Origin of the sequence: Streptomyces sp. RK9 (genome assembly GCF_045070545.1) — a bacterium.
Taxonomy (GTDB): domain Bacteria; phylum Actinomycetota; class Actinomycetes; order Streptomycetales; family Streptomycetaceae; genus Streptomyces; species Streptomyces alboflavus.
Genome location: NZ_CP173704.1, coordinates 1,397,901 through 1,420,866 on the forward strand (window position 1 = coordinate 1,397,901; position 22,966 = coordinate 1,420,866).

At 72.3% G+C, this 22,966-nt stretch carries 19 protein-coding genes and 1 pseudogene; 11 read left to right on the plus strand and 9 right to left on the minus strand.

What is annotated here, in order from left to right; all coding sequences use genetic code 11:
- Positions 1-97: 97 nt before the first annotated feature.
- Complete coding sequence (locus tag AB6L24_RS26460; RefSeq protein ID WP_016642758.1) at positions 98-772, minus strand: Crp/Fnr family transcriptional regulator; 675 nt, start codon at positions 770-772, stop codon at positions 98-100.
- Positions 773-1,364: 592 nt separating this feature from the next.
- On the opposite strand from AB6L24_RS26460, the gene nth reads away from it, so the two are divergent.
- The 3 genes from nth to AB6L24_RS26475 all read left to right on the plus strand — a co-directional run bounded on the left by nth (position 1,365) and on the right by AB6L24_RS26475 (position 4,501).
- A complete protein-coding gene (nth, locus tag AB6L24_RS26465) occupies positions 1,365-2,261 on the plus strand; it encodes an endonuclease III (protein ID WP_405659165.1) in 897 nt (298 codons plus the stop codon).
- A 91-nt stretch (positions 2,262-2,352) separates the two neighbouring features.
- Positions 2,353-3,168, plus strand: coding sequence for an NUDIX hydrolase (locus AB6L24_RS26470; protein WP_405659168.1), 816 nt, complete (start codon positions 2,353-2,355; stop codon positions 3,166-3,168).
- 130 nt (positions 3,169-3,298) lie between these two features.
- Positions 3,299-4,501, plus strand: coding sequence for a MarP family serine protease (locus AB6L24_RS26475; protein WP_405659170.1), 1,203 nt, complete (start codon positions 3,299-3,301; stop codon positions 4,499-4,501).
- Between the two features lie 48 nt (positions 4,502-4,549).
- On the opposite strand, the gene AB6L24_RS26480 is transcribed toward AB6L24_RS26475, so the two are convergent.
- The 6 genes from AB6L24_RS26480 to AB6L24_RS26505 form a co-directional block, all read right to left on the minus strand.
- A complete protein-coding gene (locus tag AB6L24_RS26480) occupies positions 4,550-4,747 on the minus strand; it encodes a hypothetical protein (RefSeq protein ID WP_289947739.1) in 198 nt (65 codons plus the stop codon).
- Between the two features lie 180 nt (positions 4,748-4,927).
- Complete coding sequence (locus AB6L24_RS26485) at positions 4,928-5,878, minus strand: alpha/beta fold hydrolase (RefSeq protein ID WP_405659174.1); 951 nt, start codon at positions 5,876-5,878, stop codon at positions 4,928-4,930.
- A complete protein-coding gene (locus tag AB6L24_RS26490; protein WP_405659176.1) occupies positions 5,875-6,372 on the minus strand; it encodes a phage holin family protein in 498 nt (165 codons plus the stop codon). The genes AB6L24_RS26485 and AB6L24_RS26490 overlap by 4 nt, the downstream gene beginning before the upstream one ends.
- A gap of 61 nt (positions 6,373-6,433) precedes the next feature.
- Positions 6,434-7,831 (minus strand): Na+/H+ antiporter NhaA, encoded by a 1,398-nt coding sequence (gene nhaA, locus AB6L24_RS26495; RefSeq protein ID WP_405659178.1) that lies wholly within the window; start codon positions 7,829-7,831, stop codon positions 6,434-6,436.
- A 240-nt stretch (positions 7,832-8,071) separates the two neighbouring features.
- Entirely contained in the window at positions 8,072-10,072 is a 2,001-nt protein-coding gene (gene acs, locus AB6L24_RS26500) for an acetate--CoA ligase (RefSeq protein WP_405659180.1), read from the minus strand.
- Positions 10,073-10,121: 49 nt separating this feature from the next.
- Entirely contained in the window at positions 10,122-12,578 is a 2,457-nt protein-coding gene (locus AB6L24_RS26505) for a bifunctional SulP family inorganic anion transporter/carbonic anhydrase (protein WP_405659182.1), read from the minus strand.
- Between the two features lie 295 nt (positions 12,579-12,873).
- On the opposite strand from AB6L24_RS26505, the gene AB6L24_RS26510 reads away from it, so the two are divergent.
- Entirely contained in the window at positions 12,874-14,178 is a 1,305-nt protein-coding gene (locus AB6L24_RS26510) for a hypothetical protein (protein WP_380842372.1), read from the plus strand.
- Between the two features lie 90 nt (positions 14,179-14,268).
- Here the strand turns inward: AB6L24_RS26510 and AB6L24_RS26515 are convergent, their stop codons facing one another.
- Complete coding sequence (locus tag AB6L24_RS26515) at positions 14,269-15,255, minus strand: ATP-binding protein (protein ID WP_405659185.1); 987 nt, start codon at positions 15,253-15,255, stop codon at positions 14,269-14,271.
- A gap of 115 nt (positions 15,256-15,370) precedes the next feature.
- On the opposite strand from AB6L24_RS26515, the gene AB6L24_RS26520 reads away from it, so the two are divergent.
- A complete protein-coding gene (locus AB6L24_RS26520; protein WP_405659186.1) occupies positions 15,371-16,186 on the plus strand; it encodes an oxidoreductase in 816 nt (271 codons plus the stop codon).
- A 424-nt stretch (positions 16,187-16,610) separates the two neighbouring features.
- Here AB6L24_RS26520 and AB6L24_RS26525 read toward each other — a convergent pair whose 3' ends face one another.
- Positions 16,611-17,435: an HAD family phosphatase gene (locus AB6L24_RS26525; protein ID WP_030359659.1), complete on the minus strand. Its 825-nt coding sequence runs from the start codon at positions 17,433-17,435 to the stop codon at positions 16,611-16,613.
- A gap of 529 nt (positions 17,436-17,964) precedes the next feature.
- Here AB6L24_RS26525 and ssd point away from each other — a divergent pair.
- The 6 genes and pseudogenes from ssd (at position 17,965) to AB6L24_RS26555 (ending at position 22,884) form a co-directional block, all read left to right on the plus strand.
- Positions 17,965-19,077 (plus strand): septum site-determining protein Ssd, encoded by a 1,113-nt coding sequence (ssd, locus tag AB6L24_RS26530; protein WP_405659190.1) that lies wholly within the window; start codon positions 17,965-17,967, stop codon positions 19,075-19,077.
- Positions 19,074-20,243 carry a TadA family conjugal transfer-associated ATPase gene (locus AB6L24_RS26535; RefSeq protein ID WP_405659193.1) on the plus strand — a complete coding sequence of 390 codons (1,170 nt, stop codon included), beginning with the start codon at positions 19,074-19,076 and terminating at the stop codon, positions 20,241-20,243. The genes ssd and AB6L24_RS26535 overlap by 4 nt, the downstream gene beginning before the upstream one ends.
- Positions 20,240-21,129: pseudogene (locus AB6L24_RS26540) on the plus strand (type II secretion system F family protein). Before AB6L24_RS26535 ends, AB6L24_RS26540 begins: the two are co-directional and overlap by 4 nt.
- Entirely contained in the window at positions 21,126-21,986 is an 861-nt protein-coding gene (locus AB6L24_RS26545) for a type II secretion system F family protein (RefSeq protein ID WP_405659196.1), read from the plus strand. Before AB6L24_RS26540 ends, AB6L24_RS26545 begins: the two are co-directional and overlap by 4 nt.
- Before the next feature lie 228 nt (positions 21,987-22,214).
- The gene (locus AB6L24_RS26550) at positions 22,215-22,433 is read left to right on the plus strand and encodes a DUF4244 domain-containing protein (RefSeq protein WP_405659198.1); all 219 of its coding nucleotides are present in this window, start codon (positions 22,215-22,217) and stop codon (positions 22,431-22,433) included.
- A gap of 115 nt (positions 22,434-22,548) precedes the next feature.
- Complete coding sequence (locus AB6L24_RS26555) at positions 22,549-22,884, plus strand: TadE family type IV pilus minor pilin (RefSeq protein ID WP_030359665.1); 336 nt, start codon at positions 22,549-22,551, stop codon at positions 22,882-22,884.
- The last annotated feature ends 82 nt before the right edge of the window (positions 22,885-22,966 follow it).

Below are 22,966 nucleotides of genomic sequence, written 5' to 3' on the forward strand. Positions count from 1 at the left end.
GCGCGGGATACGACGGCGGGGCCGCCCCTGACTCCAGGGGCGGCCCCGATCGCGTACGGCGCCTCGGGCCCCGTACGGAAGATGCGGAAGAGCGGTGTCAGCGCGAACGCTTGGCCAGGCGCTCCACGTCGAGCAGGATCACCGCGCGGGCCTCCAGGCGCAGCCAGCCGCGGCCCGCGAAGTCCGCGAGGGCCTTGTTGACCGTCTCGCGGGAGGCGCCGACCAGCTGGGCCAGCTCCTCCTGGGTGAGGTCGTGCACCACGTGGATGCCTTCCTCGGACTGCACGCCGAAGCGGCGGGACAGGTCGAGCAGGGCGCGGGCCACGCGGCCGGGGACGTCGGAGAACACGAGGTCCGACATCTGGTCGTTGGTCTTGCGCAGGCGCCGGGCGACGGCGCGCAGCAGGGCGGCGGCCACCTCCGGGCGGGCGTTCAGCCAGGGCTGGAGGTCGCCGTGGCCGAGGCCGAGCAGCTTGACCTCGGTGAGGGCGGAGGCCGTGGCCGTGCGCGGGCCCGGGTCGAAGAGCGAGAGCTCACCGATCAGCTCGCCGGGGCCGAGCACCGCGAGCATGTTCTCGCGGCCGTCGGGGGACGTGCGGTGGAGCTTCACCTTGCCCTCGGTGACCACGTACAGGCGGTCTCCGGGGTCGCCCTCATGGAAAAGCGCGTCCCCGCGCGCGAGCGTCACCTCACTCATGGAGGCGCGGAGCTCCGCGGCCTGCTCGTCATCGAGCGCCGCGAAGAGCGGGGCGCGCCGCAGAACGTCGTCCACGAGTTCTCTCCTTGTCGACCTGCATCAGGGGACCGTGCCCCCAGTTTGCCGGACGGTTCAAACAGTGTGATCAGTCACTCAAGTCTGCCGCACTTGCGACGGGGGCAATGCGGAAGGGGGCCAATTGGGGGCCGATCCGGGGGACCGGCGACGGATACGGACGTCCGGACGTGGGTCGGACACCTGCTCCCTGGCCCGTGAGAGCACAGGCCACGGCGGCAGCGGTCACGGGCACCTCCGGTGATTCTGCTGTGGGCGAACACGCTTACGTTACCCCGAGGAACCGGACATATCGGGCGTTGGGCGGGGTGTGGGCGGGGTTCGTTCGGCGTGTTGGGGGGTGGGGGGAGGGGTGGATCGCGGGGGTGCTGGGGGCGTGCCCGGCGTGGTGTCGGAGTGCGTGCCGGAGCGTGCTCCTCGGTGCGCTCGGCCGGGTGCGTCGACTTTCCGCCAACGGAGGTGCGGCGGGGCGGGGTGGGGTGGGTGGCCGGGAGGGGCGCGGCGGTCCGTCCCGGTCCGCTCGATGATCTCCGGCGCGTGACAACTGCGCATCTCCCCCGTCCGTGTCAGTGACGGCCCGTACGCTGGCGCCATGGCGAAACGTGGCGTGTCAGAAGGCTCCAGGAACGGAGGCGGGACGGTGCCGGAGGAGACGACGAGGGCTGCGCCGAAGACGGCGAAGAAGGCGGCCTCGGCCACCCGGATCAAAAAGCCCAAACCCCCGCAGTCCCACACCGCCCTCGTGCGCCAGGCCCGCCGCATCAACCGCGAGCTGGCCGACGTGTATCCGTACGCCCACCCGGAGCTGGACTTCGAGAACCCCTTCCAGCTCCTGGTCGCCACCGTCATGTCGGCCCAGACGACGGACCTGCGGGTGAACCAGACGACTCCGGCGCTCTTCTCCCGCTACCCCACCCCCGAGGACCTGGCCGCGGCCAACCCCGAGGAGGTCGAGGAGCTGATCCGCCCGACCGGCTTCTTCCGCGCCAAGACACGGTCGATCATGGGCCTGTCGGCGGCGCTGCGCGACGACTTCGGCGGCGAGGTCCCCGGCCGCCTCGAGGACCTGGTCAAGCTGCCAGGTGTGGGCCGCAAGACCGCCTTCGTCGTGTTGGGCAACGCCTTCGGCGTCCCCGGCATCACTGTGGACACGCACTTCGGCCGCCTGGTGCGCCGCTGGAAGTGGACCGAGGAGACCGACCCGGACAAGGTCGAGACCGTCGTCGGCGGGCTGTTCCCGAAGAGCGACTGGACGATGCTCTCGCACCGCGTGATCTTCCACGGCCGCCGCATCTGCCACGCCCGCAAGCCCGCCTGCGGCGCCTGCCCGATCGCCCCCCTCTGCCCTTCGTACGGAGAGGGCGAGACGGACCCCGACAAGGCAAGGAAGCTCCTGAAGTACGAGATGGGGGGCATGCCGGGCCAGCGGCTCAACCCCCCGCCGGGCTATCCGGGCAAGGCGGCACCGCCCCTGGGAGCCGCCGGGTGACCGGGCGGCCGGGAGCGCGCCCGGACGGTCCCCGGGACGAGGAACCATCAGCGGGCCGACAGGCGTTGTGCAGAGACGGACGGGGGTGCCGATGACGCACGCGAGCGGTACGCACACAGGCGAGAGCGACACGCACACAGGCGAGACGGACATGAGCGACGGCCACGACCAGGACCCGGCGCGCCCCCAGGGCCCCGCGACCGACCCCGCGCGCCGCAACGGCCACCACGCCCTCACCGCCGAGGGCCTGCTCTCCGCCGAAGGACTGCCCGCGTGGCTGACCCCCGTGCTGCGCGCCGTCGAGAGCGTCCGCCCCGACCAGCTCAGCCGCTTCCTGCCGCCGGCGAACGGCGCGGGCCGCCAGTCCGCCGTCCTCATCCTCTTCGGCGAGGGCGCCCAGGGCCCCGAGCTGCTGCTCATGGAGCGGGCCAGCTCGCTGCGCTCGCACGCGGGCCAGCCGTCGTTCCCCGGCGGCGCCCTCGACCCGGAGGACGGCGACCCGCGCGTGGCGGGCCCGCTGCGGGCCGCGCTGCGCGAGGCCGAGGAGGAGACCGGCCTCGACCCGAGCGGCGTGCAGCTCTTCGGCGTGCTGCCGAGCCTGTTCATCCCGGTGAGTGACTTCGTCGTGACGCCGGTGCTCGGCTGGTGGCGTGCGCCGAGCCCCGTCGGCGTGGTCGACCCGGCCGAGACGGCCCGGGTGTTCACGGTCCCCGTGTCCGATCTCACGGACCCGGCGAACCGCGCGACGACGGTCCACCCGAGCGGCCACAGCGGCCCGGCGTTCCTCGTCGAGTCCGCCCTGGTCTGGGGTTTTACGGCCGGGCTCATCGACCGACTGCTGCACTACGCGGGCTGGGAGCGCCCCTGGGACCGCGGCCGCGAGGTCCCGCTCGACTGGGGCTCATGACAAGGTTGCGGGGACCGGGCCGACCGGGGCTCGTGAGGGTGCGTACCGCTCGCGGGGCGGGCGCGAGGGCAGTGACGCGCGAAGACCGCGAGGCGAGGCGGGGAATGATGCGAGGCGAGGACTGAATTCCGTGAACGTGCTGGACATCCTGCTGCTGCTCGCCGCCGTGTGGTTCGCGATCGTCGGCTACCGCCAGGGTTTCGTGGTCGGCATCCTCTCGGTGATCGGCTTCCTCGGCGGCGGCCTCGTCGCGGTGTATCTGCTGCCGGTCATCTGGGACGCCTTCACCGACGAGGGCGCGCGGGTCAGCACGACCGCGGCCGTCGTCGCCGTGGTCGTCGTCATCGTCTGCGCCTCCGTAGGCCAGGCCTTCACCACCCACCTGGGCAACAAGCTGCGCCGGTACATCACCTGGCAGCCCGCAAGAGCCCTGGACGCCACCGGCGGCGCGCTGGTCAACGTCGTCGCCATGCTGCTCGTCGCCTGGCTGATCGGCTCCGCCCTCGCGGGCACCACGCTGCCGACGCTCGGCAAGGAGGTGCGCAACTCCACGGTGCTGCACGGGGTCTCCCGCACCCTGCCGAACAAGGCCGACACCTGGTTCGCGGACTTCTCCTCGGTCCTCGCGCAGAACGGCTTCCCGCAGGTCTTCAGCCCGTTCTCGAACGAGCCCATCAAGGACGTCGCGCCCCCGGACCCCAAGCTCGTGGGCAGCAAGGTCGCGGCCGACGCCAAGCGCTCCATCGTGAAGATCAGCGGTGACGCGCACAGCTGCGGCAAGGCCCTAGAAGGCACCGGCTTCGTGTTCGCCCCGCGCCGCGTGATGACCAACGCCCACGTCGTCGGCGGCGTCGACGAGCCCAAGGTGCAGATAGGGGGCGAGGCCGAGAAGTACGACGCCAAGGTCGTGCTCTACGACTGGGAGCGCGACATCGCCGTCCTCGACGTGCCGACGCTGCCCGCCCCGCCGCTGCAGTTCACCTCGCGCGACGCCCAGAGCGGCGACAGCGCGATCGTGGCGGGCTTCCCCGAGGACGGCCCCTACGACGTGCGCTCCGCGCGCGTGCGCGGCCGCATCACGGCCAAGGGCCCCGACATCTACCACCGGGGCACGGTCCGCCGCGATGTGTACTCGCTGTACGCCACGGTCCGCCAGGGCAACTCCGGCGGCCCGCTGCTCACCCCGGACGGCAAGGTCTACGGCGTGGTGTTCGCCAAGTCGCTCGACGACCCGGACACCGGATACGCCCTGACGGTGGACGAGGTGCGCGAGGACATCGAGCGCGGCCGCACCGCCAACCAGGAGGTCGACAGCCAGGGGTGCGCGCTCTAGGCGCGCCCCTGGAGGGATCCGCTGCGCGGGGGTGTGCGCGGGTGCGGGTCAGTCGCGGGTGTGCCGCAGCCGCGCGGACATCCAGCGGGCCCGGCGGCGAAGAATGCGGGGGATGCCGATGGCCTCGGCGGAAGCCGCGTCACCGGGGTGTCCCGGATCGTGCGGGCCGCCCCTCTCGTGGCCGTTCACCACGGTGGCCGTCCGGCGCTTGCGTGCTACGTCACTGTAGTCGTGCGTCCAGCCCATACCCGGACGTGTGCCCGTGCCTCAAGGTCGGTAACCGCGCCCAAGGGCCTCAATTGGCCTATGCGGCAGGCAATTGGCGTTCGTAGGACAGTAGTTCCCTGTGGGGGTGACGAACCGTGACGAACGGTTGACCGGTCCGGTGGTGGAATGCGTGCCGCCGGTCCGGCGCGGACCCGCGTGCTACCGGTCCGGCTCGGGGTCCTTCAGCCACGCCACCAGTTCGTTGGAGAACGCCACCGGGTCCTCCTCGTGCGGGAAGTGCCCGAGGCCGTCGAACAGCCGCCAGCGGTAGGGCGCTTCGACGTACTCGCCGGAGCCCGCCGCGCTGCGGGTGCGCATCACCGGGTCCAGGGAGCCGTGCAGATGCAGCGTCGGCACCCGCACCGGCCGCTTCATGCGCCGGTTGAACTGGATCCCGTCGGGCCGGGCGAGGGAGCGCACCATCCAGCGGTACGGCTCGATCGAGCAGTGCGCCGTCGAGGGGATGCACATGGCGCGGCGGTACGTCTCCACGGCCTCGTCGTCCGGCAGGCTCGGCCCCGACCAGTCCCGGATCAGACGCCCCACCAGGGCCCCGTCGTCCGCGACCAGCTGACGCTCCGGCAGCCACGGCCGCTGGAAGCCCCACACGTACGACCCGGCCGCCGTCTGCTTGTGGTCCCGCAGCATCGCCGAGCGCCAGCGCCGCGGGTGCGGCATCGAGGAGACGGCGAGGCGGCGCACCAGCTTGGGCCGCATCACGGCGGCCGTCCAGGCGAGGTACCCGCCCAGGTCGTGCCCGACGAGCGCGGCGTCGGGCTCGCCGAGGGACCGTACGACGCCCGTGATGTCCAGGGCGAGGTTCGCGGGGTCGTAGCCGCGCGGGGTGCGGTCGCTGCCGCCGACCCCGCGCAGGTCCATCGCCACCGCCCGGAAGCCCGCGTCGGCGAGCGCGACGAGCTGGTGCCGCCAGGCCCACCAGAACTGCGGGAAGCCGTGCAGGAGCAGCACCAGCGGGCCCTCACCGGCCTCCGCGATGTGGAAGCGGGCGCCGTTGGCTGCGACGTCCCGGTGCGTCCAGGGGCCCTCGATCCGTACGGTCGAGGGGGTCGGCGCGGTGGTCCTGTCCGGGGGTGGGCCTTGGTCCGTCATGTGGTCGAGCGTGCCACAGCGTCGGCCCGCTCACCGGACTCCAGCGCAAGGGTGCCCGCAGGGGCCACGGGGCGGGGATGCGGCTTGACGTTCCCGAGGACGGCGGCGGTCTCCTTGGCGGCGGCCGCGGCCTTCTGGGGGCCCTTGCCCTTCGCGGCCTTCTTCGCGTAGATCACGCCGATCCACGCGAGGATGCCGGCCACCAGGACATTCGCCGCGAACGAGAGCACGAAGCAGATGGCCATGTTCCACCCGCTCCAGGTGCGGATGCCGTAGGCCAGGGCGAAGCTCAGCATCGGCAGCGAGAAGATGAGGACGGCAATGGCCGCGATGAACGCGGCACTGCCGATCGCACCGCGCTTGACGTCCTGCGTCAGCTGGGCCTTGACCAGCGCGATCTCGTCGTGCACGAGCTCCGACATCTCTTTGCTCGCCGCGGAGACGAGCTGGCCGAGGCTGCGTTCGGTGCCGACGGGACCGTCGGGTGCGCTCATCGCTTGCTCCTCATTCCTCTGAATTTCTCTGACTTCTGCTGTGCCTTCTGGTCAGATCAGATCATGCCGGACCATCGTGCGTGTCGCTCGATCCGGCTGACAGTCGAGCAAGTCTGCGGTGCTCGGCGGCCTTCTTGTCGTAGATCTCCGCCATCCGCAGGTGGTAGTCCGGATTGTCCTGTTCGTAGATGTCGGGGATGCCGTCGAGGTCGTCGTCGCGCTCCTCGTCCTCCCACAGCTTGCGGTACTTGCGGTTGCGGACCTTCAGCAGGACGCCGGAGACCACGGCCGCTATCAGCGAGCCGATCAGCACGGCGGCCTTGATCTCGTCGGTGAGCAACGGATCCTCGCTGAAGGCGAGTTCCCCGATGAGCAGCGAGACAGTGAAGCCGATTCCGGCGAGCGAGGCCACTGCGAACACATCGGGCCAGGCCAGGTCCTCGTTCAGCTCGGCCTTGGTGAAGCGGGCGGCGAGCCACGTACCGCCGAAGATGCCGAGGGTCTTGCCGACGACGAGGCCGAGCACCACGCCGAGGGTCTCCGGCTTGGTGAAGACGTCGCCGAGCGCCCCGCCGGACACCGCGACACCGGCGCTGAACAGCGCGAACAGCGGCACGGCGAGGCCCGCCGAGAGGGGGCGTACCAGATGCTCGATGTGCTCACCGGGGGAGTGCGGCTCGCCCTCCTCCTTGTGGCAGCGCAGCATCAGGCCCATGGCGACACCGGCGATGGTGGCGTGGACGCCGCTGTTGTACATCAGGCCCCAGATGACCAGGGCCAGCGGAACGTAGACGTACCAGCCGCGCACGCCCTTGCGGAGCAGCAGCCAGAAGACCGCGAGGCCGAGGACCGCGCCGCCGAGCGCCGCGAAGTTCAGGTCGCTGGTGAAGAAGATCGCGATGATCATGATCGCGAAGAGGTCGTCGACGACGGCGAGGGTCAGCAGGAAGGCCCGCAGCGCCGACGGCAGCGAGGTGCCGATGACCGCGAGGACGGCGAGGGCGAAGGCGATGTCGGTCGCGGTCGGCACGGCCCAGCCGTCGGTGGCGCCGCCGCCGACGACGTTCACCACCGTGTAGACGAGGGCGGGCACCGCCATGCCGCAGATCGCGGCGATCACGGGCAGCGCGGCGGCCTTGGGCTCGCGCAGGTCGCCGGCGACCAGCTCGCGCTTGAGCTCGATCCCGGCGACGAAGAAGAAGACGGCGAGCAGCCCGTCGGCCGCCCAGTGCTGTATGGACAGGTCGAGGCCGAGCGAAGCGGGTCCGAGGTGGAAGTCCCTGACGCTCTCGTAGCTCTCCTTGATCGGGGTGTTCGCCCAGATCAGTGCCGTGATGGCGGCGATGAGCAGGAGTACGCCACCGACCGTCTCGGTGCGCAGCGCCTCCGCGACGAAGTTCCGCTCGGGCAGGGAGAGGCGTCCGAGTACTTTGCGGTTGCTGCTGGTGGGCGCGGCCACGGGAGTCGACCTCCGGTCGGTAGGCAGGGCTGAGCACATGCCGACCAGACTTCCCGGCGCACCTAGGTGTTTCTTGTCGCGTTGTTGACGTTGATCCTTAGCTTACCTAACCGTGCGCGCGGACTTATCCGGCGAAAATCACCTTAAGCACAAAAGAGGCACCCGGCGCGGGTGGCGCTGGGTGCCTCTCGGTGGCTCTCGGTGCCTCTCACAGGGGGGCGACCCCCCCCCCGGGGGGGCTCAGTCCTCGCTGGGCGCAGCCGGCAGCTTGGACTGGATCAGGTCCATCACGGACGAGTCCGTGAGCGTGGTCACGTCACCGAGCTGGCGGTTCTCCGCGACGTCCCGGAGGAGCCGCCGCATGATCTTCCCGGACCGCGTCTTCGGCAGCTCCGCCACCGGCAGGATCCGCTTGGGCTTGGCGATGGGGCCGAGCGTCGTCCCCACGTGATTGCGCAGCTGACCCACCAGCTCCGCGTCCTCCGCGTTCGCCGTGCCCCGCAGGATCACGAAGGCGACGATGGCCTGGCCCGTCGTCTCGTCCGCGGCGCCGACGACGGCGGCCTCCGCGACGGACGGGTGCGACACGAGCGCCGACTCGACCTCGGTGGTGGAGATGTTGTGCCCGGAGACGAGCATCACGTCGTCCACCCGGCCGAGCAGCCAGATGTCCCCGTCGTCGTCCTTCTTCGCGCCGTCCCCGGCGAAGTACTTGCCCTCGAAGCGCGACCAGTACGTGTCGATGAACCGCTGGTCGTCACCCCAGATGGTGCGCAGCATCGACGGCCACGGCTCGGTGAGCACCAGATAGCCACCGCCGCCGTCCGGCACCTCGTTCGCCTCGTCGTCCACGACGGTCGCCGCGATGCCCGGCAGCGCCCGCTGCGCGGAGCCCGGCTTGGTCTCGGTCACGCCGGGCAGCGGCGAGATCATCATGGCGCCGGTCTCGGTCTGCCACCAGGTGTCCACGATCGGGCAGCTGTCGGCGCCGATGTGCTTGCGGTACCAGATCCACGCCTCGGGGTTGATCGGCTCGCCCACCGACCCGAGCACCCGCAGGCTGCTGAGGTCGAACTTGGCGGGGATGTCGTCGCCCCACTTCATGAACGTACGGATCGCCGTCGGCGCCGTGTACAGGATCGTGACGCCGTACTTCTGCACGATCTCCCAGAACCGGCCCTGGTGCGGGGTGTCCGGCGTGCCCTCGTAGATCACCTGGGTCGCGCCGTTCGAGAGCGGGCCGTAGGTGATGTACGAGTGTCCGGTGACCCAGCCGATGTCGGCCGTGCACCAGTAGACGTCGGTCTCCGGCTTGAGGTCGAAGACCGCGTTGTGGGTGTACGACGTCTGCGTCAGATAGCCGCCGGACGTGTGCAGGATGCCCTTCGGCTTCCCCGTCGTCCCGGAGGTGTAGAGGATGAACAGCGGCTGCTCGGCGTCGAACGCCTCGGGCGTGTGCTCCGGCGACTGCTTGCCGACGACGTCGTGCCACCACAGGTCGCGGCCCTCGGTCCAGGCCACGTCCTGCTTGGTGCGCTGGACGACGAGCACCTTCTCGACGCCCTCCACGCGGCCGACGGCCTCGTCGACCGCGGGCTTGAGCGCGGACGGCTTGCCCCGGCGGTAGCCGCCGTCGGCGGTGATGACGAGCTTGGCGTCGGCGTCCTTGATGCGTGCGGCGATGGCGTCGGCGGAGAAGCCGCCGAACACCACGGAGTGCGCGGCGCCGATGCGGGCGCACGCCAGCATCGCCACGACCGCCTCGGGGATCATCGGCAGGTAGACCGCGACCCGGTCCCCCGCCGTGATCCCCAGCTCGGTCAGGGCGTTGGCCGCGCGGCTGACCTCGTCCTTCAGCTCCGCGTAGGTGAGGGACCGGCTGTCGCCGGGCTCACCCTCGAAGTGGATGGCCACGCGGTCGCCGTTGCCCGCTTCGACGTGGCGGTCGACGCAGTTGTACGCGACGTTGAGCTTGCCGTCGGCGAACCACTTCGCGAACGGCGGGTTCGACCAGTCGAGCGTCTCGGTCGGTTCGGTGGCCCAGGTCAGCCGGCGGGCCTGCTCGGCCCAGAAGCCGAGCCTGTCAGCCTTGGCCTGTTCATACGCCTCCGCCTTTACGTTGGCGTGCGCCGCCAGCTCGGCCGGTGGCGCGAACCTGCGGTCCTCCTTGAGCAGGTTGGCCAGGCTTTCGTTGCTCACGACATCTCCCTTTCCCAGGGTGTCCGTTGTGTCCCAGACCACAGCTCATCAGACACTCGGCCCTGGTGACAAGGGCTTGCCGAAAATTGGTTTAGACCTCTACCGGGTGAGCGGGTGGCACCTGGCTGAACACCTCGTCAGGTGCCTGCCCCGCGCGCGTCGTCTCACCCGCCTCTCTCCCTCCCTCCTCCTCCGCCACGCCTTCGGCCAGCAGATATGCCTGGGCCTCGCCCACGTGGAAGTACATCCCGTGCAGTTCCAGGCTCCCTTCGGCGAGCCGCCTTGCGACCGCCTCGTGGGCCCGCAGGTGCTCCAACTGCTGGACGACGTTGGTGAGGCAGAGCTGCTCGACGGCGTCGGCGGGGGCGCGGCCCGCGAGGCGGGGCATTCCGCGCAGGGTCTGGTCGGCGGCGTCGAGGGGGTGGTCGGCGGTGCGGAGGGTCTGGTCGGCGGGGCCGAGGGGGTGGTCGGTCGCCTCCGCGGTCTGCTCCGCCATCCGCTCCAGGCTCGGCAGGCCGTGCCGCAGCCAGCGCTTCAGCGGCGTCTGCGCCCCGGTCGGCGGCGTGTTCAGGAGGGCCTGCATGGCTCCGCAGCCCGAATGCCCGCACACGGTGATGGACTTGACCTTCAGCACGTCCACCGCGTACTCGATCGCGGCGGCCACCGAGTCGTCGCCGCTCTCGGCGCCGGGCAGCGGCACCAGATTGCCGACGTTGCGGACGACGAAGAGGTCGCCGGGGCCGCTCGACGTGATCATCGACGTGACGACGCGGGAGTCGGCGCACGTCAGGAAGAGCTGCGCGGGCCGCTGTCCCTCGCGCGCGAGGCGGGCCAGCTCGCCCCGCACCCGCGGCGCCGTGTTCTGCTGGAACGCGCTGATTCCCTTGGCCAGTTGGTGCTGTTCGGGGCGGTCGGTGCGCGGGGGTTCCTGCGGGGTGTCGCACTGGTGGTTGCGCCAGGGCGTCCAGGGGCGGCAGCCGCAGTGGGCGGTGGCTGCGGGCTCCGTGATGCGCTGGCCGCCGCGGCCGGTGACCTCGGCGCTGCCGCCCTGCGCGGCGTGCGCGTCGAGCCAGCTGTGCAGCGACTCGTACGCCGCGTGGTCCATGAAGGAGCCGTCCAGCTCCACGACGGCGTGGGCCCGCTGCGGGATGTGGTGCAGGCAGCGGCTCAGCCGGGGCACCGCGAGGAACGTCAACTGGCCCCGCACGTGCACATGGTGCACGCCTTCCGAGTCCTCCTCGCAGGTGATGCGGGTGCGGGCGAGGCGGTGCAGGGCGACGGCCACCGCCACGGCGACGCCCATGGCCACGCCTTCCAGGACGCCGAGGAACACCACGGCCAGGGTGGTGGCCGCGTACACGAGCACTTCGCGGTGGCGGGTGACCGTGCGGATGTGGTTGATGCTGACCATCTGGGCGCCGACGACCATGACGAGCGCGGCCAGGGAGGCGAGCGGGATCATCTCCAGGACCGGCACGAGCAGCAGCGATGCCGCTACTACCCAAACGCCGTGCAGCATCGAGGAGTTCCTGCTGACGGCACCGGCGCGCACATTTGCCACGCTGCGCACGGCGACGCCCGCGATGGGCAGTCCGCCGAGCGCTCCGGACACCATGTTCGCCATGCCCTGGCCGCGCAGCTCGCGGTCGAGGTCGGAGCGGCCCACGAGTTCCTCGGCGCCGGTGCGCTTGGCCGTGAGCTTGTCGATGGCGACCGCGCCGAGCAGCGACTGCACGCCGCACACCAGCGTGACCGTGAGCACGGCGGCGACCAGGCCGAGCGCGGGGCCTTCGGGCAGTCCGGCGAGGGCGTGGGTGCGCCAGGAGGGCAGGTCGACCTTGGCGACGGTCAGCGCGGCGAGGCCGGAGAGCGCGGTGGCCGCCGTGACGGCGACGAGGGGTGCGGGGACGGCCCGTGCGGCGCGTCCGGCGCGGCCGGGGATGCGGGGCCACAGGACCAGCACGCCGAGGGTGAGCGCGCTGACGGACAGCGCGGCCGGGTGCAGGTCGGCCAACTGGGCGGGCAGCGCCCCGAGGTTGGCGGTGACGGAGCTCTGGGGGGTGCCGCCGAGCACGATGTGCAGTTGGGCGGCGGCGATGGTGACGCCGATTCCGGCGAGCATGCCGTGCACGACGGCGGGGCTCACGGCGAGCGCTGTGCGGGCCACGCGCAGGCAGCCGAGGCCGATCTGGGCGAGTCCGGCGAGGACGGTGATGGCGCAGGTCGTCCGCCAGCCGTAGCGCTGGATGAGGTCGGCGGTGACGACGGTCAGTCCGGCTGCGGGGCCGCTGACCTGGAGCGGGGCGCCGCCGAAGCGTCCGGCGACGAGGCCGCCGACGGCGGCGGCGACGAGGCCCGCCTGGAGCGGGGCGCCGGTGGCGAGGGCGATGCCCAGGGACAGCGGCAGGGCGATCAGGAAGACGGCGATGGACGCGGACACGTCGGCGCCGGCGATGCGGAACTTCTTGCGGGGCGGCGGCGCGTGGGGCTGCTGGGGGCGTGGGCCGTGCGCCGAGTCGGCGGCGCTTGTGGGGACGCAGGCAGACATGTTTCCCGTCTCCTCCGGGGCGGCGCGGTCGCGGAACAGGGGGTCCTCCGGCGGGGCCGGAGGGCGGGTCGCGGCCGTGGGTCACGGCGTTGCAGCGGCGGGATATCTCAACTCTCGGTAAACGAATCGTAATGCAGCGTAAAGGTCTTAGCCGGATCATCAGGGCATATGGGGTAAGTGATCACTCTAACGAGTGAATAAAAATACTGATCGGCTTGTCGGAATCCGCCACTCGAGCCCCCGTGCGAAGTTGCTGCCGTTCTGTCCCGACTTGCACGGAAGAAGGTGGGCGGAGATGGCCGCCAACCCAAGCACGCGCGCGGGGGTGCGGCGGACGGCCGCGGGCCTCGCCGCGCTCATGGTCTGCACGGCGGCCCTGGCCGGGTGCGCCGACGACTCGTCCGGCACGAAGGAGGGAGCGCCCGGGGCCGCGCATGGCGCGAAGAAGCCCGCCGGTGCCCCGGCGCCCAAGGCCGCGGTGCGCCTGATCGGCGACGGCTCGACCGCGTTCACCGGTCAGCAGCCGCTGCTCCCCAGACCCGAGCGCCTGAAACCGGGCCAGAAGCCCCCGCAGTTCGTGGTGTTCTCCTGGGACGGCGCGGGCGAGGACGGCCAGAAGCTGTTCTCCCACTTCCGCAAGGTCGCCAAGCGCAACAACGCCACGATGACGTACTTCCTCAGCGGTGTGTACATGCTCCCCGAGGAGAAGCGCAGGCTCTACAAGCCGCCGCAGCATCTCGCCGGCAGCTCGGACATCGGCTTCAACGACCGCGCGGGGATCAAGGACACCGTGGACCAGCTCCGCGGCGCCTGGCTCGAGGGCAATGAGATCGGCACCCACTTCAACGGCCACTTCTGCGGCACCGGCCGCGGCGTCGGCGAGTGGTCCGTCGCCGACTGGAAGAGCGAGATCAACCAGGCCAAGTCCTTCGTGAAGGCCTGGAAGACCAACACCGGCATGGGGAAGGCGCAGCCGCTGCCCTTCGACTACGACCGCGAGCTCATCGGCGCCCGCACGCCCTGCCTCGAAGGCCGCACCAACTTCATGCGCGCGGCCCGCGACCTCGGCTTCCGCTACGACACCAGCGGTGTGAACAACCAGCTCTGGCCCAAGAAGAAGGAGGGCCTGTGGGACCTGTCGATGCAGCTCGTCCCGGTCCCCGGGCGCGGCTTCGAGACGCTCACCATGGACTACAACTTCATGGTGAACCAGTCAGGTTCGACCTCCAACGGTGACCCGGACAAGCACGAGTATTGGGGCGACCAGATGCGGGACGGCCTGATCAAGGGCTTCGACCGCGCCTATCACGGCAACCGCGCCCCCTTGATCATCGGCAACCACTTCGAGTCGTGGAACGGCGGCACGTACATGCGCGCCATCGAGGAGACGATCGAGCGCGTCTGCACCAAGCGCGAGGTGCGCTGTGTGTCCTTCCGGCAGCTCGCCGACTGGCTGGACGCGCAGGACCCGCAGGTGCTCGGCAAGCTGACCCGGCTCGGCGTCGGCAAGACCCCGAAGGAGGGCTGGCCCGCCTTCCTGTCCGCCCGGCCCGCCCCGGCACCCAAGGGCGTTCCGGGCGCGGAGCCGGCCAAGCGGTAGCCCGTCCCGGCCGGTGGCGGCCACCGCCCGGCGCGGGTGGTGGCCGGGCCGGGCCGGGCAGTGGCTGGGCCGGGTGGTGGCTGGGCCGGGCTAGGCCGTGGCCGGCGCGTGCTCCCGCAGGACGAAGTCGGGGTCGACCTGGGCGGCCAGGTCGACCCCGGTCCGCTCGTTGCCCCAACTCTGGGCGTTCTTCAGGTGGAAGTGGACCATCTGGCGGGTGTAGCGCTCCCAGTCGCGGCGGTCGTAGGCGGAGTCGGCCGCTGCCTGGAGCGTCTTCAGGGCCAAGTGGTTGTGCTCCTCCAGGAGTTCGAACCGGGGCGGACGGCCCTTCTCCATGGAGCGCACCCAGTCGGAGTGCCCGACGGTCACCAGGAGGTCGTCGCCGACCTGCTCGCGCAGGAAGTCGATGTCGTCCTGGCCCTGGACCTTGTTGCCGACGACCTTGAGGGTGACGCCGAAGTCGTGTGCGTACTCCTTGTACTGGCGATAGACGGAGACCCCCTTCCGGGTCGGCTCTGCGACGAGGAACGTCATGTCGAAGCGGGTGAACATCCCGGAGGCGAAGGAGTCGGAGCCCGCGGTCATGTCGACCACCGCGTACTCGTCGCGGCCGTCGACCAGGTGGTTCAGGAGCAGTTCGACCGCTCCCGTCTTGGAGTGGTAGCAGGCGACACCGAGGTCGGCTTCGGTGAACTGCCCGGTGACCATCAAACGCACGGCGCCGCCGTCGAGTTCCACGGCCCGCGCACACGCCTCGTACACCGGGTTGTCCTCGCAGACCCGAAGGAGTCGCGAGCCGTCGCCGGGCGGGGTCGTCTTGATCATCTTCTCGGCGCTGGCGATGCGCGGATTGGTGCCGCGCAGATAGTCCTTGATCAGCGGCAGTCGGCCGCCCATCGCGGGCAGCCCGGCGGCCTGCTCCTCGTCGAGGCCGAGGGCGGCGCCCAGGTGCTGGTTGATGTCGGCGTCCACCGCGATGACCGGCGCGCCGGTGGCGGCGAGGTGTCGGATGAAGAGCGAGGACAGCGTGGTCTTGCCGCTGCCGCCCTTCCCCACGAAAGCGATCTTCATGTTCATGTAGCGTAGCCGCGCGCCCTGGCGCCGGGCCCTGTTCGCCTCAGGAGGGGCCGGATCGCGTGAAGAAGACCACTCCTTCGTGGCGGGCGGGCCCCTGGTGCGTAGGGTCGTACTCATGAGTACGAAAGCCGATCCGCTGGCGGCTCTGGGCACGCTGCCCGGTGTCGCCGACTCCGTGGACTCCGTGCGCAAGGCCGTGGACCGGGTGTACGGCCACCGGGTCATGCGCCGCCGCAGCAACGAGGTCACCGCCGAGGCCGCGCTGCGCGGCGCGCGCGGGTCCGCGGCGCTGTCCGGCGCCGAGTGGGCCCTGGAGGAGGTGCGCAGGCGCACCGACTTCGGCGGCGAGGGCGACGCGCGCGTGATGGGCGCCGCGCTGCGGCTGACCGCCGAGGCGGGGCAGCTCCTGTCCATCTGGAGGCAGTCGCCGATGCGGGTCCTCGCGCGGCTGCACCTGGTCGCCGCGGCCGACGCCGACGAGGCCGCGGGCCGTCCGCGGCTCGCCGGTGAACCGGTCGACGAGCCGTTGATCGAGCTGGAGTTGCCGGACGCGCACGAGGTGGCGGGGCGGCTCGAAGGCCTCGCGCAGCTGATCATCGCGGGCGGCTCGGCGCCGGCCCTGGTGACGGCGGCCGTGGTGCACGGCGAACTCGCGGCGCTGCGGCCCTTCGGCTCGTGCAACGGCCTGGTGGCGCGCGCGGCCGAGCGCATCGTCCTGGTGGGCAGCGGCCTCGACCCGAAGTCCATCTGCCCGGCCGAGGCGGGCCACGCGGAGCTGGGGCGCGCCGCCTATGTGGGCGCCCTGGAGGCGTACGTGTCCGGCACTCCGGAGGGGATGGCCGCCTGGATCGCTCACTGCGGCAAGGCGGTTGAGCTGGGCGTCAGGGAGTCGACGGCGGTGTGCGAGGCGCTGCAGCGCGGGGCGGCGTAGCCAGGACCTTCACGGGGCCCTGAGCTTCGAGAGGCCCTGAGCAAGGATGCGGCGGTACGAGAATTCGTACCGCCGCTGGCATGTCCACCGGGTTACCAAGCGTCCTCGAAAATTTGCCCATCAGGTCGGGAACTTTGCCCGTCACCTGGTGCGGCTGGCCCGTAATCGACGGGTCGACGTCGCGTGGGTGCTCGATGACCATGCTTCGGTCCGTGGGGCCAAACAATGCGGTTAAAGGTAATCCTCTCGGATGTCCTTGGTCTCGCGGGCCGTTGACTCCTTTGTACTCCTGTCCTGGAGGAAGCGGAAGCCCTGGCTGCACTTCTTTACTTTTAGGTTCAAACAAGGGTGAAACGGGCGCAGGGTTCCGGCCGCCCCTCGCGGCACACCCGAGCGCGGGGGCGCGCGCCCCCGTCGTGCGAGGTCAGCCCGCCGCCGCGCGCCGTCGGCTGGCGAACCACACGAGGCCCGCGGTGGCCGCCGCGGCGCCGACCGCGGCCGCCGCGACGAGCGCGGGACGGCGGGGTGCGGGCAGTCGCTGCTTGAGCCGCACAGGGCGGTGGAAATCGAGAATCGGCCACCCGCGCGCGAGGGCCTCACGGCGCAGCGCCCGGTCCGGGTTGACGGCGTAGGGGTGGCCGACGGACTCGAGCATGGGCACGTCCGTGGCCGAGTCGCTGTAGGCGAAGCAGCGCTCCAGGTCGTACCCCTCGGACTCGGCGAGCTCCCGGATCGCCTCCGCTTTGGTGGGTCCGTACGCGTAGTACTCCACCTCGCCCGTGAAGCAGCCGTCGTCGCCGACCACCATCCGCGTGGCCACCACCCGGTCCGCGCCCAGGAGTTCGCCGATCGGCTCGACCACCTCGGCGCCCGACGTGGAGACGATGACGACGTCGCGGCCCGCGGTGTGGTGCTCCTCGATGAGGGAGGCCGCCTCGTCGTAGATGATCGGGTCGATCAGGTCGTGCAGGGTCTCCGCGACGATCTCCTTGACCTGCTCCACGTTCCAGCCGCGGCAGAGCGAGGACAGGTACGCGCGCATGCGTTCCATCTGGTCGTGGTCGGCCCCGCCGGCGAGGAACACGAACTGGGCATATGCGGTCCGCAGTACCGCCCTGCGGTTGATCAGACCGCCTTGGTAGAACGACTTGCTGAAGGTGAGCGTGCTCGACTTCGCAATGACCGTCTTGTCCAGGTCAAAGAACGCGGCTGTGCGGGGGGACGAGTGGTTTTCCACGAGGTTGAGCATAGGCGCCCACCATTCGGCGTAAGCTGAGGCGCGTGGGTTTGCCTGAGAAGGCTCTCGGGTACACCATGGAAGTCACGGATCGTTCGCGACCGTGCTAACCCGGTCTGGCTCCTCCCCCCCCCCCGAGTCGGACCGAGGGGACGACCCCCGCTCTCCCCCCCGGCGGGGGTCGTCGCATGTCCGGGTGGGTTTTTGAGCCCCTTTCCTGATCTTTTCCGATCGTCGTGATGCCGTGCGCGTCGAAGCGACGTCGATGTCGCGCGCCCGCGATCCGTCACTGTGTGTAGCCGTGAGGCTGCGCTGTGGAAGGCGCCGGGGGCGTCACCGGTATGGGTGAAGGAGTTATTCACAGCCAACGTCTTCTCCACAGTTATTGACCAAGATCCACATGATTTCCGGGATCGCCGCACGCTTGATTCCGTTCGTGAAGTTCTTGGCCGGATTCCATTGGCCGGTCTTCGCGGACGCGGATCCGGATGCGCACACACGCGCATTCGAAGGACTTGCAGCGAGAGGGGGCCGGAAGATCATGGCTGGAGTCATTGCGTACGACACACCGCCGACGTCCGAAGGGCGCGCCGGTGGACCATTGATCGTCACGGAGGACGTGGACCTGCTGGACGACCTGCTGCGGCTGTGCGCCGCGGCGGGAGCGCGGCCCGAGGTGCACCACGGCGTGCCCGAGCGCGGCGGCGGATGGGAGTCCGCCCCGCTCGTCCTCGTGGGGGACGACGCGGCCGACCGGGTGCGCGGCGCCGCACGCCGGCGCGGGGTCGTGCTCGTGGGGCGCGACCAGGACGACTCGGGCGTGTGGCGGCGGGCCGTGGAGATCGGCGCGGACGACGTGCTCGTCCTGCCCGACGGCGAGCGGTGGCTGGTGGACCGCATCGCCGACGTGGCCGAGGGCGTCGGACGGCCCGCGCTGACCGTCGGCCTCATCGGCGGCCGCGGCGGCGCCGGGGCCTCCACACTCGCCTGCGCCCTCGCCGTCACCGCGGCGCGCGCCGGACGGCGCACCATGCTGGTCGACGCCGACCCGCTGGGCGGCGGGCTCGACGTGATGCTCGGCGGGGAGACCGCCGAAGGGCTGCGCTGGCCCGCCTTCGCGCAGTCCCGCGGCCGGGTCGGCGGCGGCGCCCTGGAGGAGTCCCTGCCCGCCCTGCACGACCTGCGCGTCCTCAGCTGGGACCGCGGCGACACGGTGGCGATCGCCCCGGAGGCCGTCCGGGCCGTCCTGGCCGCCGCCCGCAGGCGCGGAGGCGTCGTGGTCGTCGACCTGCCGCGCCGCGTGGACGAGTCGGTGGCGGAGGCGCTGGCGCAGCTGGACCTCGGCCTGCTGGTGGTCCCGGCGGAGCTGCGCGCGGTGGCCGGGGCCCGGCGGGTCACGTCGGCCGTGAGCATGGTGCTGCGGGACCTGCGGCTCGTCACCACCCCCGGACCGCCCGGCGGCGACGGCCTCGACGCGGACGAGGTGGCCCGGCTGCTCGGACTGCCCCTGGTCGGCGAACTGCCCCGGGAGCACGGCCTCGGCACCGCGCGCGGCGGCGGACAGCCGCCCGGCGGCGCGGCCCGAGGGCCCCTGGCCCGGTTCTGTGCGGCCTTCTGGGAGCAGCTTCCGGCCCACGCGGGAGGGGGCGTATGACCGCCGTCGTGGGCGCCCGGATGCTGGACGGCGTCCGGCAGTGGCTCGCGGCGAACGGCACCGAGCCCACCCCGGCCCGGGTCGCCGAGGCCCTGCGGGCGCAGGGCCGGATCCTGGGAGACGCCGAAGTGCTCGGTGCGGCCGAGCAGTTGCGCTCGGAGCTGGTGGGCGCGGGCCCGCTGGAGCCGCTGCTCGCCGACCCCTCGGTGACCGACGTCCTGGTGTCCGCGCCGGACCGCGTCTGGGTGGACCGCGGCGGCGGCCTGGAGCTCACGCAGGTCTCCTTCCGTGACCCGGCGGCGGTGCGGCGCCTCGCCCAGCGGCTCGCGGCCGTGGCCGGGCGGCGCCTGGACGACGCCCGGCCGTGGGTCGACGCCCGCCTGCCGGACGGCACCCGGCTGCACGCGGTGCTGCCCCCGGTCGCCGTCGGCTCCGCGTGTCTGTCGCTGCGCGTGGTGCGGCCCCGCGCCTTCACCCTCGCCGAACTGGTCGCGGCCGGCACGGTGCCGCCCGGCGGCGAGCGGGTGCTGCGTCGCCTCCTCGACGCCCGCCTGTCGTACCTCGTCAGCGGCGGCACGGGCAGTGGCAAGACGACGCTCCTGAGCACCCTGCTCGGCCTCGTCGGACCGGGCGAGCGGATCGTGCTGGCCGAGGACTCCGCCGAGCTGCGCCCCGACCACCCGCACGTGGTGCGCCTGGAGTCCAGGCCCGCGAACCAGGAAGGGGCGGGCCGCGTCGGCCTCGACGACCTGGTGCGCCAGGCCCTGCGGATGCGCCCCGACCGGCTGGTGGTGGGCGAGGTGCGGGGCGCCGAGGTGGTGCACCTCCTGGCCGCGCTGAACACCGGCCACGAGGGCGGCTGCGGCACGGTGCACGCGAATGCCGCCGCCGACGTCCCGGCCCGCCTGGAGGCACTCGGCACGGCCGCCGGGCTCGACCGGGCGGCCCTGCACAGCCAGTTGGCGGCGGCCCTGTCGGTGGTCCTCCATCTCGTACGGGACCGGGCGGGACGGCGCCGGATCGCCGAGGTGCAGGTCCTTGAGCGCGCCCCGTCGGGCCTGGTGGCCACGGTGCCCGCGCTGCGCTGGGGCGAGCGGGGCTTCGTCCGGGAGCGCGGCTGGCCGCGGCTGAGCGCCCTGTTCGCGGAGCGGGGAGCGGACACATGAGCGCGACGACGGCGTGCGGCGCCGCCCTGTGCGCGGGCGGGTCGGTGTGGCTGCTCGGCGGGCGGGTGCGGTCCCTCCGGGGGCTGCGGAGGGCGCGGTCCCTCCTCCTGGCCGGTGGTCCGGCGGCGGAGCCCCGGTGGCGGCGGGGGATCACGCGGGTACGAGGACGGCTCGGGCACGAGGTCTGGCTCCTGGTGGGCGGGGCGGCCGTCGGGCTCCTCGGGGAGTCCGTGCTGCCCCTGGTCGCGGGGGCGGTCGGGGTGCCCCTCGCGGGCCGGGTGCGCCGGGCCCGCGAGGCCGCCCGGGCACGGGATCGCAGGGCCGACGAGGTCATCGCCCTGTGCGGGACCCTCGCCGGTGAGGTGCGGGCGGGGCGGCAGCCCGGGCAGGCGCTGCGGACGGCCGCGGAGGTAGGCGCGCAGGCGGGTTCGGAGGCGGGCGGGAGCGTCGGCCGGGGGCTCGGTGGGGCGCGGGCCGGGGTGCTCGCGGCGGCGCGGTTCGGCGGGGACGTGCCCGGCGCGCTGCGCGGGGCCGCCCGGGCCCCGGCGCCGAAGGGCTCCTCGGACTCGCGGCGTGCTGGCGGGTCGCTGTGGACCGGGGCGCGGGCCTCGCCGCGGGGCTGGAGCGCCTGGAAGCGGCGCTGCGCGCGGAGCGGGACCAACGGGCCGACCTGCGCGCGCAGTTGGCGGGCGCCCGCTCGACGGCCCTGATGCTCGCCGGACTCCCCGTCCTTGGCCTGCTCCTTGGCGCCGCGCTCGGCGCCGAGCCGCTGCGGGTGCTCCTGCACACCGGGGCGGGCCTCGGCTGCCTGGTCGTGGGCGGGCTGTTCGAGGGCGCGGGCGTGTGGTGGGCGCTGCGGATCATGCGGAAGGCGGAGGGGCGATGACGGACGAGGTGGGCGTCGACGCCGGGGTTCTCCACAGCCTGGGGGCGGTGGTGTGGTCGGTGGCGGCCCTGGCGTGGCTGTTGCTGACCCTGGTGGCGGCACGGAGGGAACGGGCTGCGGGACACCGGGCCTCGGCGCTCCTGAGGGCCGGGGGAAGGCCGGGGCGGTCATGGGGTTGGGGGCGCGGCGAAGGGGACGAGGGAGCCGGCGGCCGTGCGTGGCTCCGGCTGTGGGGCGACGCGGAGTCCGGGCGGCGGGCGTTGGCGCGGAGATGGCTGACGGTGGCCGCGGTGGTCGGCGCGGGGTGGGCGCTGGTCGGGGGGATCGTGGGCTGCTTGGTGGGTGTGGCCGCGGGGTGCTGTGTCTGGCGGCTGCGGCCGGGTGCCGACCGGAAGGCCGAGGGCGAAGCCGCAGAAGCCGCTCGGCAGCTGCCCCTGGCGGCCGATCTGCTGGCGGCCTGCGTGGCGGCGGGGGCCGGGCCCGTGATGGCGGCGCAGGCCGTGGGCGAGTCCCTGGGAGGACCCGTCGGGGAACGGCTCGCCTGGGGAGCGGCGCAGGTCCGGCTCGGCGGCACACCGGCCGACGCGTGGCGGAGGGTCGGCGAGATACCGGGCGCGGACGCCCTGGCCCGCCTCCTGGACCGCACCGCCGAGTCCGGTTCGCCCGCCGCGGGACCCGTCGCCCGGTTCGCCGCGGACTGCCGGACCGAACAGGGACGCACGGCGACGGCCCGCGCCCGGCGCGCCGCGGTCCAGATGACGGCACCGGTGGGCCTGTGCTTCCTGCCCGCGTTCCTCGCGATCGGGGTGGCGCCGGTGGTGATCGGGCTGGCGGGGGGCTTGATGAGTGGGCAGTGAGGGGGACCTCCGGCCCGGTGTGCGGGTGGGGTTCTGGGGGCTTCCTGGGCGAAATGTCGTACGGGTGGCAGGACATCGGGGGCGAACGGCTCTCGAAAACCAGCTGTGAACAACCAGCTGTGAACAACAGACAGAGATTCCATGGGGGTTGAAATGTGGGGAAAGGTGCGCGCGCGGGCGCGGCTGTACGTGGCGCGACTGGCGCGGTGGATGCGGCGGGAGTGGCCGATGCGTTCTCTGAGGTCAGAGAGGTCAGAGAGGTCGGTGCGGCCGCTGGGGCGGATGCGGGGCGCCGCGCGGGACTCCGGAATGGTCACTTCCGAGTACGCCATGGGGATCATCGCGACCGTGGCGTTCGCCGGACTGCTCTTGAAGGTCGTGACGAGCGGACCGGTCAAGGCCGCCCTCCAGGCGGTGGTGGAGAGAGCACTGAATGTCCAGTTCTGAGCCCGGCGCCGGGTCCGATGTCGGGTCCGATGCCGAGTACGACGCTGGATCCGGCTCTGCATCGGGCTCCGGGTACCGGTCCGGGTGGCGCCGCGGCCGGAGTGACGGCGGGTACGTGACGGCGGAGGCGGCGGTGGTGCTGCCGACGCTGGTGCTCTTCACGATGGCGCTCGTGTGGGCCCTGCTGGCCGCGTCCGCGCAGATCCAGTGCGTGGACGCGGCCCGGGCGGGGGCCCGCGCGATGGCCCGCCAGGACCCGCAGGCCACGGCGGTCGCGGTGGCCCGGCAGGCGGCCCCGCGCGGCGCGAGCGTGGCGGTGAGCCGCGACGGCGACCTGGTCCGGGTGGAGGTCGTGGCGCGGTCGCCGGGGCCCCGGGCGCTCGGGCTCGGGCTGAGGCTGCGGGCGGAGGCCGTGGCGATGGCGGAGGAGACGGTGGGGGTGGGGGCGTGAGGAGGGGGTGTGCGGGTGGTCGGCGGCCGGGGCTTGGGCCCGGGGCTGTGCCTGGGTCGGGAGCCGCGTCCGGGTCGGGAGC